The 22,718-nt window shown below is 38.2% G+C and carries 21 protein-coding genes, 1 rRNA gene and 2 pseudogenes; 1 reads left to right on the top strand and 23 read right to left on the bottom strand.

The features are described from left to right. Positions 1-280: 280 nt before the first annotated feature. From P4S71_RS08970 to P4S71_RS08960, 3 genes and pseudogenes are all read right to left on the bottom strand, one after another. Positions 281-1,816: ribosomal RNA gene (locus P4S71_RS08970) — 16S ribosomal RNA — on the bottom strand. A 624-nt stretch (positions 1,817-2,440) separates the two neighbouring features. Continuing rightward, positions 2,441-4,233: pseudogene (locus P4S71_RS08965) on the bottom strand (choice-of-anchor I family protein). Between the two features lie 83 nt (positions 4,234-4,316). Beyond that, positions 4,317-5,546 carry an acyltransferase family protein gene (locus P4S71_RS08960; protein WP_337150506.1) on the bottom strand — a complete coding sequence of 410 codons (1,230 nt, stop codon included), beginning with the start codon at positions 5,544-5,546 and terminating at the stop codon, positions 4,317-4,319. Between the two features lie 144 nt (positions 5,547-5,690). On the opposite strand from P4S71_RS08960, the gene P4S71_RS08955 reads away from it, so the two are divergent. Continuing rightward, the gene (locus tag P4S71_RS08955; protein ID WP_337150505.1) at positions 5,691-6,533 is read left to right on the top strand and encodes a LytR/AlgR family response regulator transcription factor; all 843 of its coding nucleotides are present in this window, start codon (positions 5,691-5,693) and stop codon (positions 6,531-6,533) included. A 49-nt stretch (positions 6,534-6,582) separates the two neighbouring features. Here the strand turns inward: P4S71_RS08955 and P4S71_RS08950 are convergent, their stop codons facing one another. The 20 genes and pseudogenes from P4S71_RS08950 to atpG form a co-directional block, all read right to left on the bottom strand. Next, positions 6,583-6,711 (bottom strand): hypothetical protein, encoded by a 129-nt coding sequence (locus P4S71_RS08950; RefSeq protein ID WP_008137620.1) that lies wholly within the window; start codon positions 6,709-6,711, stop codon positions 6,583-6,585. 12 nt (positions 6,712-6,723) lie between these two features. Continuing rightward, a complete protein-coding gene (locus P4S71_RS08945; protein ID WP_008137622.1) occupies positions 6,724-7,494 on the bottom strand; it encodes an outer membrane lipoprotein-sorting protein in 771 nt (256 codons plus the stop codon). Continuing rightward, on the bottom strand, positions 7,487-8,701 hold the full coding sequence (locus P4S71_RS08940; RefSeq protein WP_337150504.1) for an ABC transporter permease: 1,215 nt from the start codon (positions 8,699-8,701) through the stop codon (positions 7,487-7,489). Before P4S71_RS08940 ends, P4S71_RS08945 begins: the two co-directional genes overlap by 8 nt. Before the next feature lie 225 nt (positions 8,702-8,926). Next, complete coding sequence (locus P4S71_RS08935; RefSeq protein ID WP_337150503.1) at positions 8,927-9,394, bottom strand: ABC transporter ATP-binding protein; 468 nt, start codon at positions 9,392-9,394, stop codon at positions 8,927-8,929. 5 nt (positions 9,395-9,399) lie between these two features. Further along, positions 9,400-9,990, bottom strand: coding sequence for a hypothetical protein (locus tag P4S71_RS08930; RefSeq protein ID WP_337150502.1), 591 nt, complete (start codon positions 9,988-9,990; stop codon positions 9,400-9,402). A gap of 276 nt (positions 9,991-10,266) precedes the next feature. Next, a complete protein-coding gene (locus P4S71_RS08925) occupies positions 10,267-10,812 on the bottom strand; it encodes a LytR/AlgR family response regulator transcription factor (protein WP_337150501.1) in 546 nt (181 codons plus the stop codon). Beyond that, positions 10,800-11,054 (bottom strand): response regulator, encoded by a 255-nt coding sequence (locus P4S71_RS08920; protein WP_337150500.1) that lies wholly within the window; start codon positions 11,052-11,054, stop codon positions 10,800-10,802. Before P4S71_RS08920 ends, P4S71_RS08925 begins: the two co-directional genes overlap by 13 nt. Continuing rightward, positions 11,038-12,087, bottom strand: coding sequence for a sensor histidine kinase (locus P4S71_RS08915; protein ID WP_337150499.1), 1,050 nt, complete (start codon positions 12,085-12,087; stop codon positions 11,038-11,040). Before P4S71_RS08915 ends, P4S71_RS08920 begins: the two co-directional genes overlap by 17 nt. Positions 12,088-12,091: 4 nt before the next feature. Further along, entirely contained in the window at positions 12,092-12,859 is a 768-nt protein-coding gene (locus P4S71_RS08910; protein ID WP_337150498.1) for a hypothetical protein, read from the bottom strand. Between the two features lie 58 nt (positions 12,860-12,917). Beyond that, positions 12,918-13,298 (bottom strand): hypothetical protein, encoded by a 381-nt coding sequence (locus tag P4S71_RS08905; protein WP_337150497.1) that lies wholly within the window; start codon positions 13,296-13,298, stop codon positions 12,918-12,920. Positions 13,299-13,651: 353 nt separating this feature from the next. Continuing rightward, complete coding sequence (locus P4S71_RS08900; RefSeq protein WP_337150496.1) at positions 13,652-13,984, bottom strand: hypothetical protein; 333 nt, start codon at positions 13,982-13,984, stop codon at positions 13,652-13,654. Between the two features lie 395 nt (positions 13,985-14,379). Beyond that, positions 14,380-14,985 carry a DUF1240 domain-containing protein gene (locus tag P4S71_RS08895; RefSeq protein ID WP_008137632.1) on the bottom strand — a complete coding sequence of 202 codons (606 nt, stop codon included), beginning with the start codon at positions 14,983-14,985 and terminating at the stop codon, positions 14,380-14,382. Further along, positions 14,985-15,761, bottom strand: coding sequence for a hypothetical protein (locus tag P4S71_RS08890; protein ID WP_337150495.1), 777 nt, complete (start codon positions 15,759-15,761; stop codon positions 14,985-14,987). The genes P4S71_RS08895 and P4S71_RS08890 overlap by 1 nt, the downstream gene beginning before the upstream one ends. Positions 15,762-16,036: 275 nt before the next feature. Next, positions 16,037-17,395 (bottom strand): bifunctional UDP-N-acetylglucosamine diphosphorylase/glucosamine-1-phosphate N-acetyltransferase GlmU, encoded by a 1,359-nt coding sequence (glmU, locus tag P4S71_RS08885; RefSeq protein ID WP_337150494.1) that lies wholly within the window; start codon positions 17,393-17,395, stop codon positions 16,037-16,039. 325 nt (positions 17,396-17,720) lie between these two features. Beyond that, the gene (locus tag P4S71_RS08880; protein WP_337150493.1) at positions 17,721-18,041 is read right to left on the bottom strand and encodes a hypothetical protein; all 321 of its coding nucleotides are present in this window, start codon (positions 18,039-18,041) and stop codon (positions 17,721-17,723) included. Further along, complete coding sequence (locus P4S71_RS08875; protein ID WP_337150492.1) at positions 18,038-18,757, bottom strand: hypothetical protein; 720 nt, start codon at positions 18,755-18,757, stop codon at positions 18,038-18,040. The genes P4S71_RS08880 and P4S71_RS08875 overlap by 4 nt, the downstream gene beginning before the upstream one ends. Further along, on the bottom strand, positions 18,754-19,854 hold the full coding sequence (locus P4S71_RS08870) for a winged helix-turn-helix domain-containing protein (RefSeq protein WP_337150491.1): 1,101 nt from the start codon (positions 19,852-19,854) through the stop codon (positions 18,754-18,756). Before P4S71_RS08870 ends, P4S71_RS08875 begins: the two co-directional genes overlap by 4 nt. Positions 19,855-19,999: 145 nt before the next feature. Beyond that, a complete protein-coding gene (locus P4S71_RS08865) occupies positions 20,000-20,422 on the bottom strand; it encodes a F0F1 ATP synthase subunit epsilon (protein ID WP_007377666.1) in 423 nt (140 codons plus the stop codon). 13 nt (positions 20,423-20,435) lie between these two features. Next, entirely contained in the window at positions 20,436-21,821 is a 1,386-nt protein-coding gene (gene atpD, locus P4S71_RS08860; protein ID WP_007377665.1) for a F0F1 ATP synthase subunit beta, read from the bottom strand. Between the two features lie 33 nt (positions 21,822-21,854). Beyond that, positions 21,855-22,716 (bottom strand): annotated as a pseudogene (gene atpG, locus P4S71_RS08855) (F0F1 ATP synthase subunit gamma). Positions 22,717-22,718 lie beyond the last annotated feature (2 nt).

The following is a 22,718-nucleotide window of genomic DNA, read 5'->3' as shown; positions in this document are numbered from 1 at the left end:
TTTGTTTTGTGACAGTTTAACTTCGCCAGAAGTCAATATTGAATACTAAAGTAGATACCAATCAATCAACTCATAAGAGTTAACTAAATGGCACTCAATGGTACTGCTACCATTGTTTTTTTACTTTTGAAAACTCTTGATAAATACAATGTATTCATCAGAATTTTATTATCAGCTTTTCCAAATTTTTAAAGAGCATATTAATTAGTTATCCCGAAGGACAAGCACTAATTAACAATCATCTGTGTGGACACTACGAACAAATAAGTTCTAAATCGTATAAGGAGGTGATCCAGCCCCAGGTTCCCCTAGGGCTACCTTGTTACGACTTCACCCCAGTCATGAATCACTCCGTGGTAAACGTCCTCCCGAGGGTTAGACTATCTACTTCTGGAGCAACCCACTCCCATGGTGTGACGGGCGGTGTGTACAAGGCCCGGGAACGTATTCACCGCGTCATTCTGATACGCGATTACTAGCGATTCCGACTTCATGGAGTCGAGTTGCAGACTCCAATCCGGACTACGACGCACTTTAAGTGATTCGCTTACCTTCGCAGGTTCGCAGCACTCTGTATGCGCCATTGTAGCACGTGTGTAGCCCTACACGTAAGGGCCATGATGACTTGACGTCGTCCCCACCTTCCTCCGGTTTATCACCGGCAGTCTCCTTAGAGTTCTCAGCATTACCTGCTAGCAACTAAGGATAGGGGTTGCGCTCGTTGCGGGACTTAACCCAACATCTCACAACACGAGCTGACGACAGCCATGCAGCACCTGTATCAGAGTTCCCGAAGGCACCAAACCATCTCTGGTAAGTTCTCTGTATGTCAAGTGTAGGTAAGGTTCTTCGCGTTGCATCGAATTAAACCACATGCTCCACCGCTTGTGCGGGCCCCCGTCAATTCATTTGAGTTTTAACCTTGCGGCCGTACTCCCCAGGCGGTCTACTTAATGCGTTAGCTTTGAAAAACAGAACCGAGGCTCCGAGCTTCTAGTAGACATCGTTTACGGCGTGGACTACCGGGGTATCTAATCCCGTTTGCTCCCCACGCTTTCGTACATGAGCGTCAGTGTTGACCCAGGTGGCTGCCTTCGCCATCGGTATTCCTTCAGATCTCTACGCATTTCACCGCTACACCTGAAATTCTACCACCCTCTATCACACTCTAGTTTGCCAGTTCGAAATGCAGTTCCCAGGTTGAGCCCGGGGCTTTCACATCTCGCTTAACAAACCGCCTGCGTACGCTTTACGCCCAGTAATTCCGATTAACGCTCGCACCCTCCGTATTACCGCGGCTGCTGGCACGGAGTTAGCCGGTGCTTCTTCTGTCAGTAACGTCACAGCTAGCAGGTATTAACTACTAACCTTTCCTCCTGACTGAAAGTGCTTTACAACCCGAAGGCCTTCTTCACACACGCGGCATGGCTGCATCAGGCTTGCGCCCATTGTGCAATATTCCCCACTGCTGCCTCCCGTAGGAGTCTGGGCCGTGTCTCAGTCCCAGTGTGGCTGATCATCCTCTCAAACCAGCTAGGGATCGTCGCCTTGGTGAGCCATTACCTCACCAACTAGCTAATCCCACTTGGGCCAATCTAAAGGCGAGAGCCGAAGCCCCCTTTGGTCCGTAGACGTTATGCGGTATTAGCAGTCGTTTCCAACTGTTGTCCCCCACCTCAAGGCATGTTCCCAAGCATTACTCACCCGTCCGCCGCTCGTCAGCAAAGTAGCAAGCTACTTTCTGTTACCGCTCGACTTGCATGTGTTAGGCCTGCCGCCAGCGTTCAATCTGAGCCATGATCAAACTCTTCAATTAAAAAGTTTTATGTCTTTCGACAGCTCAATGAATTCTGAATTTTTAATATCTTTCGATATTGAATTGACTGTGCCGAATAATTACCTAAATAACTATCCTGTTGGTCACTCAGTTTTCAATTGAGACTCTAATTTTTTTGCCTCGTTACTTGCTCAATAAAGAACGAAGTAGCTTGGCTGTTAGAACTCAATCTGTACGAGTGCCCACACAGATGATTGCTTTATATTGTTAAAGAACGTTTTGAGTCGCTTTAGCGTCTCAAGGGATGCGAATAATACACCCTTTATTTTTCGAGTCAATACTTAGTTTTAAACTTTCTTTTTAGAAGATTCAAAACCGAAGTTTTATTTAACTCTCTGAGTAATTCGTGCCTCGCTATGCGTTGGCCTTTCCCGTCTCAGTGGGGTCGCATTATAGGGAGATTCGAGCGGGGGTCAATGTTTTATTTCAGCTTTTTGACAATTAAATGAATTTAGTATGAAAGCTATACAAATAAAGGGCTACAGGATACTTTTAGTTTAAAAAACACGCACAACATATGTATCTATTGATGAGGTATTAGTAAGGTTTAAACTAAGCTGTATGTTAAACAAACAACACACAGCTTTATTTTAAATTAAAGGTTTATTTAGATGCTATTTCCCATACGGCAATGGAGCCTGATATTTCATTTCCAACGATTAAGAGTGGGTTTCCTGTAGCACTCTGCTCTGCTGGAACGAATTCCATTCCTTCAGGCGCTAAATCGCCTGTAATATTAGCGTCTTTAATTAAGCCTCTATTATAGAAGTAGTCTTCAAACTGCACATTGTATGGATTAGTAATGTCGTACACCATAATGCCGCCCATACGCTCAAGCCCTATAAAAGCAAATGTACGATCGTCAATTTTACCAATAGTCAGCGCTTCAGGCTCTGCGCCTTTATCATCTGAACGTGAGTCACCTTTGTTTTCATCTTCATTATTGTTAAATGATTCACCATGCACAGATGCTGTTATACGTGCTATATCGTCGCCTGAATCAAAAACCACCAGCCCATTGCTATCCCAAATAGTAAAAGAACGTGCGCCATAGCCGTAAAGCGATTCGTATTGTCCGTCGTTATTGGTATCGCCTTTTATTGTTGTTACTTTTAAGCGACCAATATCATCATCGTCATTATTTAAGTAATCAAAATTAGCAGCAAGCGTTAAGTCTTCAACGCGGCTTTCATCTATATAAGCTAAGCAGCCATCGTCTTTATCGTAATCAAGTCCGCCCTTTGCTATACAGTCTGCTTCATCCGTTGTATCAAAAAAGTATTCTCTTGCGTCACCTTCGTTGGCAGTAACTATAAAGTTAGCGCCTTTCCAACTAAAGCTTGAGATAGTATCGGGCTGGTACATACCATAGAGCCCTGGGTATGATTTAAAATTAACGCCGCCGTCTTTATCTGAGGCATCAAGTTGTAAGCTTGACCAATCTTTAAAGCCTAAGCCCTTTAGCTTAAGACTGTTGTCTTGTAGGTTAACTATTGCAAGTGCATTGTTTTCTTGAATAGATACATAAGCATATTTGTTATCTTTAGAAATGCTAACGTACTCGGGCTCTAAATCCATAGCTACTGTAGTATTTATTAGATTACCGTTAATAGTACGACCATTTGGGTTTGCAAAAACTCCCCTTGCGCTTCTAGTTCGGTTTGTTTGTTGTTATAGGCTTTAAAATCAATATTTATTGCTGTATCGGCTATTACATTATTTGTTATATCGATAATACTAATAGAACCTTCAGGATCTACGCTGTAGTCGCCACTTGGTTCACCTTCGTTAGCAACCACTGCCTTTGCGCCATCATGGGTGAACGTCACCATGTCTGGTAAAAATCCGACTGTAACATTTTTAATAAATACAGGTGAGTCGCCGCTTATATCGTAAAAAGCAATTTGACCTGCATCACCCGTGCTTTTAGCAGCCATTGCGACCGCTAGTAAATTATTATTTTCATCAATAGCAATGCTGTTTGCATCGCCTTGGGTATGCTCGTTTAAAGACAACATAATAACGGACGTTAAATTTGTGGCGCTGATAACCCCTTCGTTATCTTTAACGAGTGCGGCAGTATCAAAGGTGTCGGCGGGTAAAATATCAACAACAGCGTCATCGCCTGAACTGTTAATAGCGTAAATCCATTTTTTAGATGCTTGGTATGCAACTATTTCAGCCGCACCTTCTGGGCTTTGTGCATTTAGTACACCTCTACCCACAAGGTTAATATTTAATGCTGAATTAGCATTTACACCATTTATCCCATTAATGCCATTTGCGCCTTGTTCTCCCTGTAATCCTTGAGAGCCGTTTTGACCATCGTCACCATCAAGTGCGCAACCAGTAAGAATAGATATAAGTGACAGCGCAATAATTGATTTTTTAAACATATGATTTTCCTTAGTATTGTATTTGCTAAATATCAACACACAGGCATGACAAGATTATGGCAGTTTTAATACAGCCTCTTAGCCTAAGTAATTAGCTTATACGCTAGCGGAGTAATTAAAATTAAAGCGGCCGTATAACCAAGCATTTTTGCACTCGGGGAATACTCTCGTTTAATTGCAACCCCTAGCAAAGGTCTAAGTACATCAATACGTGTAATACTCCATGTTATAACCCCGCAGAGAGACCAAGTTCCTGTAATAATGATAAATGGCTCAACAACAGTCCCTAAACTTAAAGGTTGCAGTAAAAAACACAAAATAATCAAAATGCTTTGATGCAATAAATAAAAGGGAAACACCCATGCATTGAGCTGCTTTAAATAGTAGGTATTAAAATTTAAAAATCGGTGAGCGAGCGCAAGTACAAAAAATACACCTACAACACGTTGAATATTGTAGCTACCGCTTAGAATAAAATGAGGAAGAGTAAACGCCTTCTGATAACTTAATATTATAAGTACAAACAAAACCGAAAAACACAAAGCCAGTAATACCAAGTTTTTATTTAAACTGTTCCAAAAGTAAGTGTTTTTAGCAAATATGTATCCTGCGAGTAGCAGTATTAAGCCGTTAGTTTCTCTGATTGAATCGCCAGTTAAGTAATGGCTTGTAAATAGTGTGGCAATAGTGAGCAAGGTAATTAAAAACCCAAATGACATACCCGCTTTAACAAATGTTTTTAAAGGCGCAATAAAGGGCAAGCGTGCAAAAAGAGCTAGAACAATAATGATCAGCATAAATTGCCACAACGAGCGCAAATACCACAAGTGATTTACATCCACATGCGGCCACACTCCAGACTGATAATTAATAAAAAGCGTATTGTTAGTCTCTATAAAAGCTAAATAAAATTGCCAATAACTAATATCAATAACACCGTGCTGCGACATTTCTGCAAACAGCTGTAAAGGCACTATTAACCATAAACCCACCAGCAAGGGTAATAGTAAAAAAATAGAGCGATATAAAGTGAAATGTAACCAAGACTTAAAGCCACTTATTTTATCAATCATAAAACGCAGTGCTACGCCCGATATAAACCAAATGAGCAACATACGCCAAGGTGAAAACATCAACATTAAATATTCAACATACTGTGATGTGTAATTACTTTTAAAATGAAATCCCCAGTTTTCGCTATACAACATGCCAATGTGATAAAAAATTAGCGACGCAAATGCGATTACCCTAAGCCAATCAAGATAATATTTACGCAAATTAACTAATGAAGGTTGTTGTGTTTGAGTGTTCATGCTTTTACTACTTTATGTATGTTATGCGTTATTCATACCTAAAGCTCTCGCTAAAACTATCTACAAGTGCTTATATTACAGGCAATAGTGATAAAAGGTGGTATACAGGGATAAGCGTGCCACATTAGCAATAAGCATACATTTATGAACCTACAGCACTTTCAACGTTTTCAAAGCATTTACGCATCAGTATTACTGTGTGCTTACGTATTAATTAATAATACAGTAAACGCTACAACCCAAATAATGGAAGCCCAAAGAGAAGGCGCTTTAACTTTTTTAATGTGGGAGCCATTTGTTTGGGAGTATTCAAGTGCCTTGAGTACTTTGCTTATATTCCCTATTTTAATTTGGTTTTTAAGACACTTATCTTTTAATTGGCAAAATATTACGGCCTCATTAGGTATGTACTTTGGTGCCTCTATTATATTTAGCGTGTTACACGTTGGTATTATGGTAGGGATTCGTAAATTCATATATTTGTTGAATGATGGGTCTTACAACTTTGGACTTAGCTGGTTTGAGCTTATTTATGAATACCAGAAAGACGCTATAAGCTTTGTGTTTTTCATCGTACTTATCAAAGTATATCAATATGTGGTGCAGCAGTTACTAGGTGAAGCCTCTTCAATTGAAGAAAGTGAGCAGCAAACAACATCGACCATAAACCGCCTATTAGTTAAAAAGCTCGGAAAAGAATTCATTATAAAAATAGAGGATGTTGATTGGCTTGAATCGTCGGGTAATTATGTAAACCTACATATAGGCTCACGTATATATCCGTTAAGGGCAACGCTTACAGCATTAAGTAAACAACTTGAAGTGCAGGGGTTTTGTAGAATTCACCGCAGCCATGGCGTAAAACTCGATAAAGTGGAGTCCATTACACCACTACCCAGTGGCGACAGTGAAATAAAACTAACAACAGGTAAAGTACTAAACCTATCTAGACGCTATAAAGAGCAATTTAAACTAACGTTGCAATAATACAAATCAAACAAGCGATAATGGCTTACACTAAAATCAGTGGCCAAGTTTAGTTGGCCACCAGCTTATCTGACACACTTAACTGTACATCAAGATCTGAAAGCGCATTATTTTGTTCAAACAAACTTGAAGAGGTTTGCCAAGTATCGATTTGATGCTCATTTAATTGTAGTTCCAAGTTTTTAGCCTTTCACTCAGTTAAAAGGCTATTTAAATCACTGCGAATTAATATTTGCGGATTAAATAACTTTTGCGGTACATCAATTGGCTTAATTTCATCATAAGCAATCACTGTTTTTTTACCTGGCTGCATTTGATCGATTAACGACATAGAAATCACTTTAACTTTGTTGTTTCTCTCACCTCTTTCAAAGGTAGCCGTTTTGGCATGTTTGCCAGAACGAAGATACAACTCTGCTTGCAATGGAAATAAATCGGCTTTATCAACGGTAAGTTGAATTTTTTGATAGCTCGCCTTTTCTGAATAAGCCGTTAAATTAAACACTATGACAGCTTCATTCGTTTCATAAGACTCTATATCGTAATCTTGACTCCAACTAAGTGTCGCAATATCGCCCAGTGATGCCTCCCCCAATAATTTTTGTAAAGGGGTTATGCGTATTGGTCGTCGGCTTTTCGGCATGAACATCCAATAATCATTTTCCTTCATCAAGACCTTTTGTCCTTGCTCTGAAGCCGTTTTAAAAACAACAAGTGATTGTTTATTGATAGATGAATAAACATCATATTGCTTTTCACTTTTTAGCTTCTCTTTATTATATGCACTGACTGTTGCCGAAATTTTTACTGACTCTGCTTCACTTCGATAAGCATCAACGTTGACAAGAGCTGCTTGCAGATCAAATCCACCTTCGTATTGTTCATTTACAGTTTGCGCAACAGCTGATACAGAAATAAGCAACAGCGCACAGATAGATATAATATTTTTAAATTTAAACATGACTTAGCGCCTCTGTAATTGATTTTGAACTGCCTTTATATGCAGCCTTTAGTGCCGCTAATACACATACCAATACCATAGTAAGTAATACAATACCTGCTACTTCCCATGAGAAAGTAATGGTTAAAGGGTAACCCTGATTGCTACCTGGCGGTGGTGGCATTTCTAAACCTAAATAAACCAATCCCCAAGCAATGAAGGCAGATGCAACAATACCTAACGCCGCGCCAATGAACCCTATCATGCTTGACTCTAATACAAAGTTACGAATAATTTCCCATTGATAAGAGCCCATTGCCGATACAGTCCCTATTTCACGGGTTCTTTCACTAACAGTCATCGCCATCGTGTTTGAAATTGAGAAGAATACAAGTAACACCATAATTCCACCTAACAGGCCAAAAATACGGTTATAAAGATCTTTTACTGACTGATAATAGAATGCGCGCTTCCACCAAGGTGTAAACTCCAATGACTGGTCACGCTTCTGATAATCTAAAACTGTTTGTTGTGTTTTACTTATGTCAAATAAGTAAACCGACAATGAGCTGACTTTCTCGGTATACAACAATGATTGCGCATCTGATAGTTTCACATAGAGCTGTCGCTTATCTAAATCTGGCACACCTGTCGTATAAATACCCCTTATTGTAAAATCCATCGCATTCAACGCACCATCTGTCGTTGTCGACATGAGCGTAATATAATCCCCCACAGTCACCTTTAAGTTGCGTGCTAGCTCCTTACCTAATACAACTTCTGCTTCATCTTCATTACCAAAGTTTGATAATGCTTTACCTTCTAACATTGTTAAAAAAGGCCCTTTAACCATAAACTCTTCGGGGTCTACACCCAGACCAATAAAAATTGAGCTTTTTTCACCGTTAGATACAAGACCATTGAAGTTTATGCGTGGCAATACACTTTTAATGTCTTCGTCGGTTTCAAGTTGAGCTATTAACTTTTCAATATCAGATAAACCATATTGCAGCGGTGTATCTTCTTCTTCTTTTAGAAATTTTTGATGTGTAATAATAAAATTACCTTCATCTCTAGCCGCTTTTTCTGCCAGTGATTGATAAGTAAATAAGGCAAAACCACTCGTCGTTAAAATAGCGACAACGGCAACTGCAGCAACTAATATTGTGAATAATGAACGCCTACCATTTCGGCAAACGTTAAAAAATGCAAATGAGATCCAACGCATTATCCTGCTCTCCTATGAGTTTCATATGGATTAAATGCCGATAAATTACCATCAGCTAGATTTAAAACACGATGGCAGCGATCTGTCATACGGTGGTCATGTGTTGCTACAATAAAGGTACAACCTAGGTCATTGCCTAAATCACGCATCAGATCAATGACCATATTCGCGGTCGATGTATCTAAATTTGCGGTGGGTTCATCCGCAATCACAATCTCAGGTCGCTTAACCAATGCTCGAAATAGCAACACGCTGCTGTTGACCACCTGATAATTGATCTGGGCGTTTAGATATATGATCTTTTAAACCAACTTTATTAATAATATCAACAACTTTATCCATTCTTTCTCGCTTATTCATATTAAGCATTAAAAGTGGATACTCCACGTTTTCATAAACAGACATCACTGGGATCAAATTATATCTCTGGAAGATAAATCCTAGTTTTTCACGACGAATTTGTGTCATTACTTTTTTATCTTTTGAGACTGCTTTACCTGCAAGCCAAATTTCACCTTTATAGTCATCGTCAAGCAAGCCACAAATGTTTAAAAGTGTTGATTTCCCGCTACCTGAAGGGCCACATAATGCAACAGTTTCCCCTTTTTTTATCTCAGTAGATACGCCTTTTAATGCGTCGACGACTACTTCTCCAGTCTTGTAAGACTTAACAATGTTCGAAAATTTAAGCATTACAATTATCCTTTTTCAGCCTTTGAAAGGCGCGCTAGAGCGTCAGACTTGTCGATGAATAATTTAGCTCTAGTTTGATCTTCTAATTTATTTGCAGCCAATGCGGCACATCTATAAGTTGATTGTTTTAGCTGTTTATCTAACTTTGAAAATCCATCACTATCGGCCAATACTTGATTTAATAAATAAGCACCATGTTCAGCACGATTCATCATTTTTGGTACCTGCGCAAAGGTACAGCCAGCAGTCACATAAACGCTTGCTTTAAGTGGATATGGCATTCCTTTAACTTGCTTAATTGCTTTATTTAATTTCGCAATGCCGGCTTCTGCGAATTTCATTTTTTGCCAAGGTTGACTGGTGTATCGTGCCTGCGTTGTTTCAGCACTTCCTAACATAGCTAAAACAACGGGATTTGATGCTTTATTGTTGAGTTCAGAAAGCGCGTTCACAGCAAGTTGATTTTGCTCTTGGGAGCCAGTAAGTCCCTGTTGATATGCTGTAATGACATGCGCTGGGATTTCACTTGCAGTAACTGAAGAGCTTGCTAGTACAACGCCTAAAAGCATTTTTTTAATCGTAGAAAATTGGTTCATTATCGTTATCCTGTATTGTTTCTGTTGATGAACATATCTTAAGAAACAATCACCATAGAATGTGAGGCAGGCGATAATCGGTTGAATAGGGAGATAAACGGGAAATAGTAATGATGAATATACTTTGTAGTTCTTTTTTAGTGGAGCGATCAAATTAGTAAGTTGAATTATGATAGTGATTAGAGCGCACTCAATACAATCAAAAAAGAGGTAAATCATGATTTACCTCTTTTACAGTATTAAATCCGCTTCAATAATGGTTGGTTATTTTTTCTGTTACATCTGCTTAAATAAATGGTGATATTTTCTACTCACAGAAAGTTTTTCATCACTCCCTTTCAAGTATATATAGACATGACCTAAATCATCTTTAGATACATGATCAATAGTGTCAACTCGAACAATACAATTACGATGAATGCGCCAAAAAGTATCAGGCTCTAACTCACTTTCTAAATGAGTAATAGATGTTTTTATTAAATGCTTCTGTTGCCCAGCAGTAACTTCGGTGTACTTATTGTCGGCGATAAAATAATCTACGTCATCAACATCAATCATATATATATGATTGTTTTTACTTGCTTTAATCCACTTTAAATACGCATTAGATGATGCTAGGTTATTACTCTGCATTAACTGGGAGAACATAGCCTGTAACTGTGTTTGTTGACTAGTATCAGTGCTTTCGGATGACAAAAGCTTTTTTATTCGCTGTACGGTTTTTTCAAGCCTTATTTTTTCTAAAGGTTTTAAAAGATAGTCAATTGCTTGGTTCTCAAATGCAGTAACTGCATATTCATTATAAGCAGTTACAAAAACCATAATGGGGGTGAGTCATCATCACATAGTTTTTTAGAAACTTCTAAACCATCCATTCCTGGCATATTAATATCTAAAAATACAACCTTAGGTGTAAATGCCTCGGTCAGTGCTAAAGCTTCTTCACCATTAGCTGCTTGACCAACAATATCGATTTCAGGCCAAACCTCTTCTAACATCATTTTCAAATGTGTACGCAAAATGGGCTCATCGTCAGCAATAACAACTTTAACTCGGTGAGACATTTAAGGGTACCTCCATAGTGACGGTCACAATACCCGCCTGACTGTGATCAAATAAAAGGCTGGCTTGTTCACCATACAATTGTTGTAATCTGGTTTTTACGTTGTTCATCCCAACTTGTGTGCCTTTGTGATTACTGCCTTCATTAGGTGTATTATTCGTAATGCGTATTAATAAGTTATTTTCTTCCTTTTTGACTAATAGAGTCAATTCTCCACCCGATGTTAACTGTTCTATACCATGTGTGACGGCATTTTCTATGAGAGGTTGAAGTAACATTGGAGGAAACAAAATATCATCGGTTATTTTATCCGTTACGTCATAGTGAACATTAAGTCTATCCCCTAAACGTATTTTCTGTATGGCCAAATAAGCTTTATTAAAACGTAATTCATGGCCGAGGGTTAACCACTCAGACCTCGTCCTATCTAAACTTTGTCTCAATAAAGCCGAGAGCGCGGCTAACATCTTATTCGCCTGTTTAGTATCAACAGCTATCAATGCTTGAATATTAGCGAGTGTATTAAATAAAAAGTGCGGCTCAATTTGAGATTGTAGTAACCTTAATTGAGTTTCTAACAGTACTTTATCTTTCTTTATTTGATCTAATTCAACTTGTGCTAACGATTGTTTTAAATTCTGTGCTTGTGCACTTCGATAGTATGTAAAACTCACCACCACCATAATAAAACTGCCAATCAGAAAAATACCTACATATTGTTGTAAATCACCAATATAGCCACCAGTGCTTTTCACAACACCTAATAAGAGTGGCGTCAGTCCCCACACAATAAAAGAAAAAAGAGTAGCTAAGAAAAACTGCAAGGCAAGATTCATTTGTGGATAATGCCGCTTTAACCATTTACGGCATAAGCGAATACTGAATCCGACTCCAAGAGAGATCATAATTGAAATAACAGGATACTTAGCCCACCCAATAAAGTGAATCAGTAACCCAAGAGAAATACAGACTACAGCTAGCTTTAAATTACTCACCCAGCTTTCTGACCCTGAGAATGGTTTAATAAAAGGCATTAAATTACAACTTAATTTCGACGCTAAAATATCCAGTTTTTTGATGGCTTAGCTGCTCATATATTGTTTCGCTTCCGCCAGCATAGCTCCTATAACCGAGACAGAGACGACCATTTTTAAAACCAGAGTAACACAGCTCACTATTTATTAACATGCTGTTATCCTGAGGGTTTGTTAACCATGTCATCGAAGGTTGCCAGGTAGAATTAGATGTTCTCAAATGCACCATCACACTATCTCTGAATAGATTTTGTGTCGAAAAGTGAGCTCGATATAATCTCAATTGATGATCTTGGACACCTTCATTAGCGCGTGCAATTAATGTTCGCCATTGCTTGTCACTTGGTGCTCGACCATCATGCCAGTATTCTACAATGGCTGTTACCCCCATCGAAAAACTGTAGTTAAAACCCACTAAAGCTTGCAAACTGCCTTTGCGCCAAATTGTTTCAACATTATCATATGCAGATAAAGTATTCTTATACAGTTGAGTAACTTTAGGCGAACGATAGTTTTGCTGCCAGAGTAATGAACTATGTAATTCTAAGCTATCACCTATTACTGCAAGGGTACTTCCACCAATTCTAAAGCCCAGTTTATCGTCATAGTGCGCTATTGCTTGCGCTTCATAACCATCAAAGAATTGATAATAGCGCCCACCACAACCGTAACTTTGTGCTACTTTAATGCCTCGTTCAAGATAATCAGGTTTCGTTTCATTGCAAATCACAGTGATATTTCCTGATTCAGTAAAGTAGTCCCCCGTTATCATTAGCACACCAGGGGTACTGCTGTATATATCGCTAATGAGTCAGTCGCAGAAAACATGTCTAATGGTCTAAATCCATAGGCAACATCCCAATCAAGCTTCTTTTCCCTACAGATAAAAACCAATTTTCCGTACTAAAATCATAGAACGCTTCTGAAATAGTAAAATCGGTTTCACTCGTCCCACCTTCTTTATATACGTTAGCAGTTGCCGCAAAACGCAACCCTTCACCTTCTAAACTTACATCCAGAGCCGAGAAAAGAGATGAAGTATTTTTAGTTGCAAAAATTGCTTGATTCGTCCCTTTTATATTTTGCCCATTAATACGAATTTGACTATCAAACTGTAATTTTTCTGTAAACTGTTTTGCTTCACTCACTGAAGATATAACCATCACGAACAGCACATATATTTTGCAAATAACACCCAATATTATTTTCATCTTATCCTCCTGATTTGCAAAAATTGTAAAGCGATAATGTGAGCTTGGTAAATGAGGTGACGGATGGCTTTATAGGAGGATAAAAGGGAATAATGGCAGATAAGGCTATCTGGTTAAAACAGCTTATGATCGGCTATAAAGATATTTGGTGCCTTTTAAAAGCCATGAGGGGAAAAGAGGGAGTTATAAATAAAGAAAAATAGTATGCCTAGAGCGTGTTGATCTTTCGAGTACACTTTCTAGCCAACCCACTACGATTCAGGTTTATCGTTGGAAAACAAAAAATCTCTTGTGTAATTGACTAGATTATCTGGTTTTTAAATAAAAACGGCTAAAGCAATCTTGTTTTAATTTTAACGATTATACTCTGCTCTAATTTTCTGTATAAAAACTTCAAGCTCATTAAGCGTTGGCTCAATGCCTTTTTCATTATGCATTTCAAACCAATCGGCTATGTCGCTAATTATTATAGAACCGTCTTGTAGGCATAACTCATCGTTTTTTAGCCAAACATCAGGCGCTCGAAGTGAGGGTCCAGTATACCAACTACAATAAGTGTAACCTTGGCTTTTTAAATTAGACTCTATGACAAGATTCGTCGGGATTGATAGAATTAATAAAACAATTAAACCTACAACTGCACTTTTAAATGCATTAATTAAAGTTAACTTTATATCAAACCCCAAAAAGCGCTGTAAAGTCGATAAAAACGTTAGAAATAAGCAAGGTAATAATAAAAAAGATAGCAGTATGGTGGCTTGCTCTTTGATAAAAAATTGAGGCCGACTAACTAAAAATATTGTTTCCACTTCGGAAAAAAATTTAAGGCTATTTTATAGCACAGTCCCCCACTAACAATTAACAAGAAAAAAACAGATGCTAATTCTTTCATATTTGCAAGAGATAACTTTTTATCTGCTTTTTTCCATTCTAAAATAGGCATTAGTTATAGCTCATTTCTGTTTCAACTTATATTCATCAACTAGACCGCAATAAACACAGCTCCTCGGTTGCATAAAAGTGAGCCATGAAATAGTTCTACATAGATGTTAGCTTATTACTCTTTAATGGTGACTTTTCACTACTTATAATTAGTATAATCATCACGACTTTTTCTAGTTTCTTTTATAAACTCTTTTAGCTCATCAACAGAGGGTTCAATACCTTGTTGGTTTTTTTGCTCGAACCAATCGGCTATATCACTGATTATGACAGAGCCATCTTGTAAGCATAACTCATCGTTTTTTAGCCAAACATCAGGACCTCTAAAAGATGGACTAGTATACCAATGACAAAAACTATAACCCTTCCCTGTTAATTTAGACTCGATATAAAAACTATTAGTAATAGATAAAGTTATATATAGAGGAATTGCCCAAAGCATAAGTTTTACCATTAGCTTTATTGTTTTCTCGTTGTGAAAATTGAATACCTTTTGAAAACCGGCAATTGTCATAAGCACAGGAAACGGTGTCATTGCTATTATTGGAGCCAACAGGCCACTTTCTCTAATATAATAAAGCGAGTCATCAAAATAAACATTCTCAACAAACCCGTAATAAGAGAAATAAAATAAAGTCATTGAGAATAATACAAAAACAACCAAGCCTATAACAACTGTTAGCTTATGCTCGAGAGTTTGTTCTAAAAAGCGTTCTTCAGATTTTTGCCATTCTAAAATAGACATCAATTGTACTCATTTTTACTACGATTAAGATTTATTGTTGGAACTCCAAACAGAAAGTTAAAAAAAGCATAAGGATCTTCACTAAAACCCTTTTCTAATTTTTTATTAACCTCAATAATCTCAGAGCGAAGATTGCTTTCAAGTTCTCGCAACTTATAAGCAATGGCATCCGCTATAGGATCTGTTGAAAAACCCATAGTTAAGGCAGTAAAAGCTATACCTACACTGACAACAATAAGGAGAGGTATTGCAGCAGTAGTAACAATAATGGCCCCAGCAAAAGCGGTTGCAAAATAAGTAACTGCAAATGTTGTAGCTATAGCAGCTCCAACAACTGCCATATCGACAGCTATACCTGCGACTAAGTCATGCCATGTTTTTTGATCATTTAAAAACAAATCTACACTGTGGAATGTAACTGAAATTAATAAACTAACTACAAAGCCTCCTTTCATTGCTTTAGAGGCTTCTAGCTTGCCTACGCCGATAGTAAAAAGCCTAGGATTACTTGCTAAATAATGAGTTCCAGTTAAATGAGCTCTGATACCAGGGTAAGAAGTGATTATAATAGCGGGGGAGCCATTATATATTTTGATTTTAAACTTACCAAACGTATTACCTTGGCGCTTCATTACTTCTGCAATAATGACTAAAGCTTTAATATCATCAAATAGAGGATATAGACCAGCCCCTGCTTTCAAAGGATCTTTAATTCGTTTCCATTTACTTGATAGTGAATTATGCTCTTCCAGTAACTTATCAAGCCAATCAACCACTTCTGAACGAAATTTACCTGCTTCATCTTTACAGAAATAATGTAGTCTACAAACTCTGCAGAGTTCATTTGTATCAGCGTGTGATTGTTACCTGATAGAATGCTTTTTATTTGGCTTTGACGTTGCCTTTCGGCAATAGCACGGCGAGCATGAGCTGACATATAACACTTCCTTGAGTATATTTTTTAATCCGTTAACCATAAGTTTAAATAATAGTCAAAATATAAGCAATAAAAAAGCGAGTATATAACTCGCCTTAAAAAGGTGTTGGCTTATTATTTTTTAACTGGGCGTTTCCAACCTGTTAAATTACGCTGTTTAGAGCGTGCTATTGCTAATTGGTCATCTTCAACGGTACTGGTGATCACAGAGCCTGCACCAATTGTTGCAGTTGCACCTATATTTACTGGGGCAACAAGTGATGAATTAGAACCAATAAAGGCATTATCGCCAATAATAGTTTTTGATTTATTAACACCATCGTAGTTACAGGTAATAGTACCCGCGCCAATATTCACTTTTTCGCCAATTTCAGCATCACCTAAGTAACTTAAGTGGTTGGCTTTTGAGCCTTTGCCTAAACGGGTTTTTTTCATCTCAACAAAGTTACCAATGTGTGAGTCTTCTTCCATTACAGCGCCTGGGCGAAGCCGAGCATAAGGACCCAACGTACACTTATCTGCAACTGTGGCATCTTCAATCAGCGTATTAGCTTTAATAATAACGTTATCGCCTATGGTACAGTTTTTAAGGACACAGTTAGGGCCAATTTGTACATTGCTACCAAGGGTTACATTACCTTCAAAAATAACGTTTATATCAATAAGTACATCTTCACCGGTGGTAACTGTTCCACGCACATCAATACGCGCAGGATCAGCAAGTGTTGCACCATTTAACATTAGCTCTTGCGCTTGCCATGCTTGGTAAGCACGCTCAAGACCAGCAAGTTGTACGCGGTTATTTGCGCCCTCAACTTCCATTGCATGGTCTGGCTGAGCTGAAGTAATTTTTACACCTTCACTGTGCGCCATTGCAACGATATCTGTTAAGTAGTACTCGCCTTGTGCATTATTGTTAGATAAGTTACCTAACCATGTTTTTAATAGCTTACCGTTAACAGCCATAATGCCTGTATTTACTTCGTTAATAAGTAACTGCTCTGAGCTTGCATCTTTTTGCTCAACAATACCGACTAACTTACCACCAACACGAAGCATGCGACCATAGCCATTTGGGTTTACCAAATTTACCGTTAATACCGCTAAACCATTTTTAGGTGTTGCAGCTAATAAGCGCTCTAGAGTTGATTGTTTTGTTAGCGGTACATCGCCGTATAAAATCAATACTGTGTCTTCATCGTTAATATGAGAGTTGGCTTGCGCTACTGCGTGGCCAGTACCGAGTTGTTCTGCTTGGAGTACCCAATTTACATCGTTATCGGCAAGTTGTTGTTGTAATAGTTCGCCGCCATGTCCATAAACTAAGTTTGTAGTCGTTGCACCTAATGCCATCACATTATCAATAACGTGCTGTACCATTGGTTTACCTGCAACTTTGTGCAAAACTTTAGGTAGAGCAGAGCGCATGCGAGTACCTTTACCCGCAGCAAGAATAACAGTTGTTAGAGCCATTAAAACAATTTCCTTTTTTCGTTGTTTTAGCTAAATAAGTCTTATGTTTGTGCAGAAGATTACGTAAATCACTTCTTGTGCAAATACTCAGTAGGTTAGTTTATTAGTACTGAATCTTGACTGAAAAACACACTTAATTGAATAGCGTTATTGTAGCGAGGATTCGGAAAGGATATAAGTGAAAATTGCAATTACAGTACCCCTGTAGAACACTCATAAAAAACAATGCAAGCAATTGATTTTAAATGAATTATCAACATATTCAATAAGCAGACCAATGAATAGAGGTTTATTAGTAACTAGGTCACTTCACTAAAAACACTAACTAATCGCTTTCCTCTAATGAAAACCTCACAACTTCGTTATTTACTAGCTCTACTATTTCTAATGATAGAATGTTTCCTGAACTTGAAAAATTAACTTCTCGAATAACATCTTCTGCTTTACTAATCTCGAATACTTTATTAGGAGCGATATTAACGCCTTTGGAAAAATCATATTCGTATACAGCTTTCCCTGTTGAATGATAAAGTTTATTTTGGTTTGTTGATAAAGAGTGTTTATAGGCTGATTTTTTTACTTTAAAGCCTTTTGTTTGTTCCCCAGTTGATAAGTCGAAAAATATCAACATATCTAAACTATTCAAAAAACGAGTTTGTTATTTTGTAACTGACCAAACCACACTGCATTTTTTACTGGTAACAATATACTATTAGAATTACTTCTATTAAAAATATAAGAGCTGCTGTTTGCACTAGGTTCATCCTGCACAATATAACCAATATTTTTATCTAGTAAATAATTAACCGAGATCAAATCACCTTTGGGGGTAATAACATCCTTAACGGATAACTCTTCATACTTGAGTATTTCTATTTTCTTTTCATCAACGCCAAAAGCTTCTTGGGAATCAGAAGATATTTTAAAGTCCTTATATCTTAAATTTACCTTTTTAGACGTGAGCTTACCGTCTTTGAATACTGTATTTAATTTAACAGATTCCCCATCACTACTTAAAAAAACAACATTTTCTCCAACTGTATTTGCAAAGCCACTTTCTAGCTTTGATACACGCTCAAAGTTTTCAGAAGTTAAATCGAACCTGTAAATATTATGAGAAAAAGGGTAAGTAAGCCCTAAAATATTTTTATTATCAATTGGGTAGGTTGATGAGTAAACACTTTCACTATCCACTTTTGTTTTACTTTCTAGACGGTTATTTTTTAATGAGTATTGGTAAAGAATCTCTTCAATATTGTCAAACCATAGCAGTGAATCTGTCTCATTGTTGTAGTTAATTGACCATATTCTATTCTTAGTCTCATAAAGCTTTATTTGGGCACCACCTTCTAAATCCGTCATGTATAATTGACTGGAATTAAATTGGTGTCTTTCAAAAATAATTTTTTTTGGTTTTTTATAAAATATAAAAGTTTATCACCATACGAATTTAAGTTTGGTGAACTTATTTGAAACTCCTCACCTGTACTTAGGTTTCTATTAACAAGGACCGATAATTCAGAGCGATTTCTGTAACCATATTTAGAATATATATAAGAGTTGTTACCTAAACTTACAACATTCATTAGGTTTGATGGCTCACAATCAAATAAAAACTTACTATCAGCATTACTTGTTAAACCGACTTCCCACAGCTCACATTTACCTTCGCTTTCTAGACTATAAATTGCACGCTCACTATCAATAGACCAACCTGCAGGGAATATATTAGCATTAACTTCTGAGATTATTCTCTCTTGACCGGTATGTAAATTTTTGATTAAAAGCGATGAGTATAGTTGTTCTTTTTCAAGGAGTGTAAGTGCAACAGTTGAACTGTCTGGAGAAAGTACCATTCGGCTATATACGCCTTGTCGCCAAGATAGAACTTCCTCTTTAAATTTTTTATTAACAACATTTAAGTTTTTTGTTTCAACCTTGGGAGCCGTATTTTTTTGGCCAACTTTGCCTGGATCTAATACGTTTAAAACAATGTAAAAACCAATAAAAACGACCAAAGTGAATATAGCCAATAACTCAATTGATATTTTTTGTTTTTTATTAGGTGTTTCTTTTAATGCATTAACTTGGCTGAAAGACGAATTACCTTCTTCATAATATATAATCTCTGGCTCTAAAAAGAAGCTATACCCTTTTCTATAATGTGTTTTTACCACTAGGCCGCGTTGCATATCTGATTTCAGTACTTTTCTAAGCTCTGAAATAGCTCGGTTAATGGCGTTATCGTCGACATAGTGCTGACACCATACGTCATCAATTAAATCTTGACGTGTGATAATCGACTCTTTATTAAGAATAAGGTAGCTAAGAATTTTGAACAGCAACGGTTCTAACTCCCTCTCAATTACACCATCATTAATAGTTTGCCGTCTGGGATTTAAACGCCAGGCTCCAAACTTAATTTCTGCTATTGATTCTGAGAAAGTTGACGGTTTCATTGGTAGGTCACTACGTCCTTATAGCTAATAATTCGATGTAAATTTAATTATTAAAATTGTTTAGATTATCAGTAAGGCCTGATAGAGTCATCTATACGAGTACAAAAAAGCCCACTTAAAGTGGGCTTTTCAAAACCGGATAGGCTTACTTGTGACGTAATTGCTGAATTACGCGTAACTGAGCAACTGCTTCTGCCAGTCGCGTAGCCGCTTGTTGATAATCAAACTCAACAGCTGACGAATTCGCCATATGTTCTTCAGCTTCACGTTTAGCTTTTTGTACAGAATCTTCATCTAAATCTTCACCACGAACCGCAGTATCTGCAAGAATCGTGATGTGATTTGGTTGAACTTCTAATGTACCGCCAGCAACATATATCACATCTTCGTGACCAAATTGCTTAACTAAACGTACCATACCAGGTTTAAGGGCAGTTAGTAATGGAGCATGGCCTAGGTTTACACCCAGCTCGCCTTCACTACCAGATACTTGAATCGATTCAACAAGACCAGAGAACAAACTCTGCTCAGCGCTTACTACGTCAAGATGTACAGTCATAGCTGTCATACTACCCTCCTAGTTACATGCCTTTGGCTTTTTCTTGAGCTTCTTCGATAGAGCCAACCATGTAGAACGCTTGCTCTGGCATATCATCAAATTCACCGTTTAAGATGCCTTTAAAGCCAGCAATTGTATCTTTTAGTGATACGTATTTACCAGACGCGCCTGTAAACACCTCTGCCACGAAGAATGGCTGAGATAGGAAACGTTGGATTTTACGTGCACGAGATACAAGTTGCTTATCTTCGTCAGAAAGCTCGTCCATACCTAGGATTGCAATGATGTCTTTAAGTTCTTTGTAACGCTGAAGAACTGTTTGAACGCCACGTGCTGTATCGTAGTGCTCTTGACCAATTACTTGTGGGTCAAGTTGACGCGAAGATGAATCAAGTGGGTCTACCGCTGGGTAGATACCAAGTGATGCGATATCACGTGAAAGTACTACTGTTGCGTCTAAGTGAGCAAAGGTCGTTGCTGGAGATGGATCCGTTAAATCATCCGCAGGTACGTATACCGCTTGGATTGATGTAATTGAACCAGTCTTAGTTGAAGCGATACGCTCTTGAAGCACACCCATTTCTTCAGCAAGTGTAGGCTGGTAACCTACCGCTGATGGCATACGACCAAGTAGTGCAGATACTTCTGTACCAGCAAGTGTATAACGGTAGATATTATCTACGAAGAAAAGTACATCGCGACCTTCATCACGGAACTTTTCAGCCATAGTAAGACCTGTTAACGCTACGCGTAAACGGTTACCTGGAGGCTCGTTCATCTGACCGTATACAAGCGATACTTTATCAAGTACGTTTGAATCGTTCATCTCATGGTAGAAATCGTTACCCTCACGTGTACGCTCACCAACACCTGCGAATACTGAGTAGCCGCTGTGCTCGATTGCGATGTTACGGATAAGTTCCATCATGTTTACAGTTTTACCAACACCGGCACCACCGAATAAACCAACTTTACCACCTTTAGCAAACGGACATACAAGGTCGATAACCTTAATACCAGTTTCTAAAAGTTCAACTGAACTTGATTGCTCTTCGTATGAAGGCGCTGCACGGTGAATAGACATACGGTCTTCTTCGCCGATTGGACCCGCTTCATCAATTGGCTCACCAAGTACGTTCATGATACGACCAAGCGTTGCTTTACCAACTGGAACTTGAATCGATTCACCTGTATTCATAACTAAAGCACTACGACGTAAACCATCAGTAGTACCCATAGCGATAGTACGCACTACACCGCCACCTAGCTGCTGTTGAACTTCTAGAGTCAAACCAGCTAAATCGCCATCTGTTACTCTTAGTGCGTGGTATACCGCTGGCACGCTATCTTGTGGAAATTCAATATCCACAACGGCGCCGATAATTTGGACGACCTTACCTAAACTCATGTCTATTCCTCTCGTTAATCTTTACCTGAAGCATTAAACTGCTGCTGAGCCAGAACAAATCTCACTAATTTCTTGTGTGATTGCTGCTTGGCGAGCCTTGTTATAAACAAGCTGTAGCTCGTCCATAAGGTCACCTGCGTTATCAGTTGCAGCTTTCATTGCAACCATACGAGCAGCCTGTTCTGAGGCAGCATTTTCTACCACACCTTGGTATGCTTGAGACTCAATAAAGCGTACTAACAAAGACTCTAAAATAGCCTCTGGGTTTGGCTCGTATAAGTAATCCCATGTGTGAGCAGATACTTCTTCTTCAGCTTTTGGCAAAGGGAGTAACTGATTCTATAATTGGCTCTTGCTTCATGGTATTAACGAATTTGTTATATACCAAGAATAAACGGTCTATTTTGCCTTCAGAAAATGCATCAAGCATAACTTTTACAGGACCAATAACGTCTTGTACTGAAGGTTTATCTCCTAGGCCCGCTTTTTTAGCGAGTAGTTGACCACCAAAACGTTGAAAGAAGCCAGCTGCCTTACTACCTAAAGTAGCAAATTCAGCATCAACACCTTTCTCTTTCCACGCTTTAACATCAAGTGCAACTTTCTTAAACTCGTTTGAGTTTAGACCGCCACACAGACCACGGTCTGTAGAGATAACAATATAACCAACTCGTTTTACTTCACGATCTTTTAAGAACGGGTGAGTAAAATCAAGATTTGCTTGAGCAACACGACCAATTACTTCACGTAATTTATTAGCGTATGGACGGCTTGAAGCAACGCGTTCTTGCGCCCTTTTCATTTTAGACGCAGCAACCATTTCCATTGCGCTAGTGATCTTTTGAGTGTTTTTAATACTCCCGATCTTGCTTTTAATCTCTTTTCCGCTGGCCATGA

The sequence above is a fragment of the Pseudoalteromonas sp. B62 genome (genome assembly GCF_037162565.1).
Taxonomy (GTDB): Bacteria; Pseudomonadota; Gammaproteobacteria; order Enterobacterales; family Alteromonadaceae; genus Pseudoalteromonas; species Pseudoalteromonas fuliginea.
The sequence above is the reverse complement of the archived record's forward strand: the minus strand, read 5'-3'. Positions and strand labels throughout refer to the sequence as shown.

What these genes read in the sequence shown, in the direction of transcription:
- P4S71_RS08960 (WP_337150506.1), bottom strand. Translation starts at nt 5,546, where the DNA reads ATGAACACTCAAACACAACAACCTTCATTAGTTAATTTGCGTAAATAT.
- P4S71_RS08955 (WP_337150505.1), top strand. Translation starts at nt 5,691, where the DNA reads ATGAACCTACAGCACTTTCAACGTTTTCAAAGCATTTACGCATCAGTA.
- P4S71_RS08945 (WP_008137622.1), bottom strand. Translation starts at nt 7,494, where the DNA reads ATGTTTAAATTTAAAAATATTATATCTATCTGTGCGCTGTTGCTTATT.
- P4S71_RS08940 (WP_337150504.1), bottom strand. Translation starts at nt 8,701, where the DNA reads ATGCGTTGGATCTCATTTGCATTTTTTAACGTTTGCCGAAATGGTAGG.
- P4S71_RS08935 (WP_337150503.1), bottom strand. Translation starts at nt 9,394, where the DNA reads ATGCTTAAATTTTCGAACATTGTTAAGTCTTACAAGACTGGAGAAGTA.
- P4S71_RS08930 (WP_337150502.1), bottom strand. Translation starts at nt 9,990, where the DNA reads ATGAACCAATTTTCTACGATTAAAAAAATGCTTTTAGGCGTTGTACTA.
- P4S71_RS08925 (WP_337150501.1), bottom strand. Translation starts at nt 10,812, where the DNA reads ATGGTTTTTGTAACTGCTTATAATGAATATGCAGTTACTGCATTTGAG.
- P4S71_RS08920 (WP_337150500.1), bottom strand. Translation starts at nt 11,054, where the DNA reads ATGTCTCACCGAGTTAAAGTTGTTATTGCTGACGATGAGCCCATTTTG.
- P4S71_RS08915 (WP_337150499.1), bottom strand. Translation starts at nt 12,087, where the DNA reads ATGCCTTTTATTAAACCATTCTCAGGGTCAGAAAGCTGGGTGAGTAAT.
- P4S71_RS08910 (WP_337150498.1), bottom strand. Translation starts at nt 12,859, where the DNA reads ATGATAACGGGGGACTACTTTACTGAATCAGGAAATATCACTGTGATT.
- P4S71_RS08905 (WP_337150497.1), bottom strand. Translation starts at nt 13,298, where the DNA reads ATGAAAATAATATTGGGTGTTATTTGCAAAATATATGTGCTGTTCGTG.
- P4S71_RS08895 (WP_008137632.1), bottom strand. Translation starts at nt 14,985, where the DNA reads ATGTCTATTTTAGAATGGCAAAAATCTGAAGAACGCTTTTTAGAACAA.
- glmU (WP_337150494.1), bottom strand. Translation starts at nt 17,395, where the DNA reads ATGGCTCTAACAACTGTTATTCTTGCTGCGGGTAAAGGTACTCGCATG.
- P4S71_RS08875 (WP_337150492.1), bottom strand. Translation starts at nt 18,757, where the DNA reads ATGACGGATTTAGAAGGTGGTGCCCAAATAAAGCTTTATGAGACTAAG.
- P4S71_RS08870 (WP_337150491.1), bottom strand. Translation starts at nt 19,854, where the DNA reads ATGAAACCGTCAACTTTCTCAGAATCAATAGCAGAAATTAAGTTTGGA.
- P4S71_RS08865 (WP_007377666.1), bottom strand. Translation starts at nt 20,422, where the DNA reads ATGACAGCTATGACTGTACATCTTGACGTAGTAAGCGCTGAGCAGAGT.
- atpD (WP_007377665.1), bottom strand. Translation starts at nt 21,821, where the DNA reads ATGAGTTTAGGTAAGGTCGTCCAAATTATCGGCGCCGTTGTGGATATT.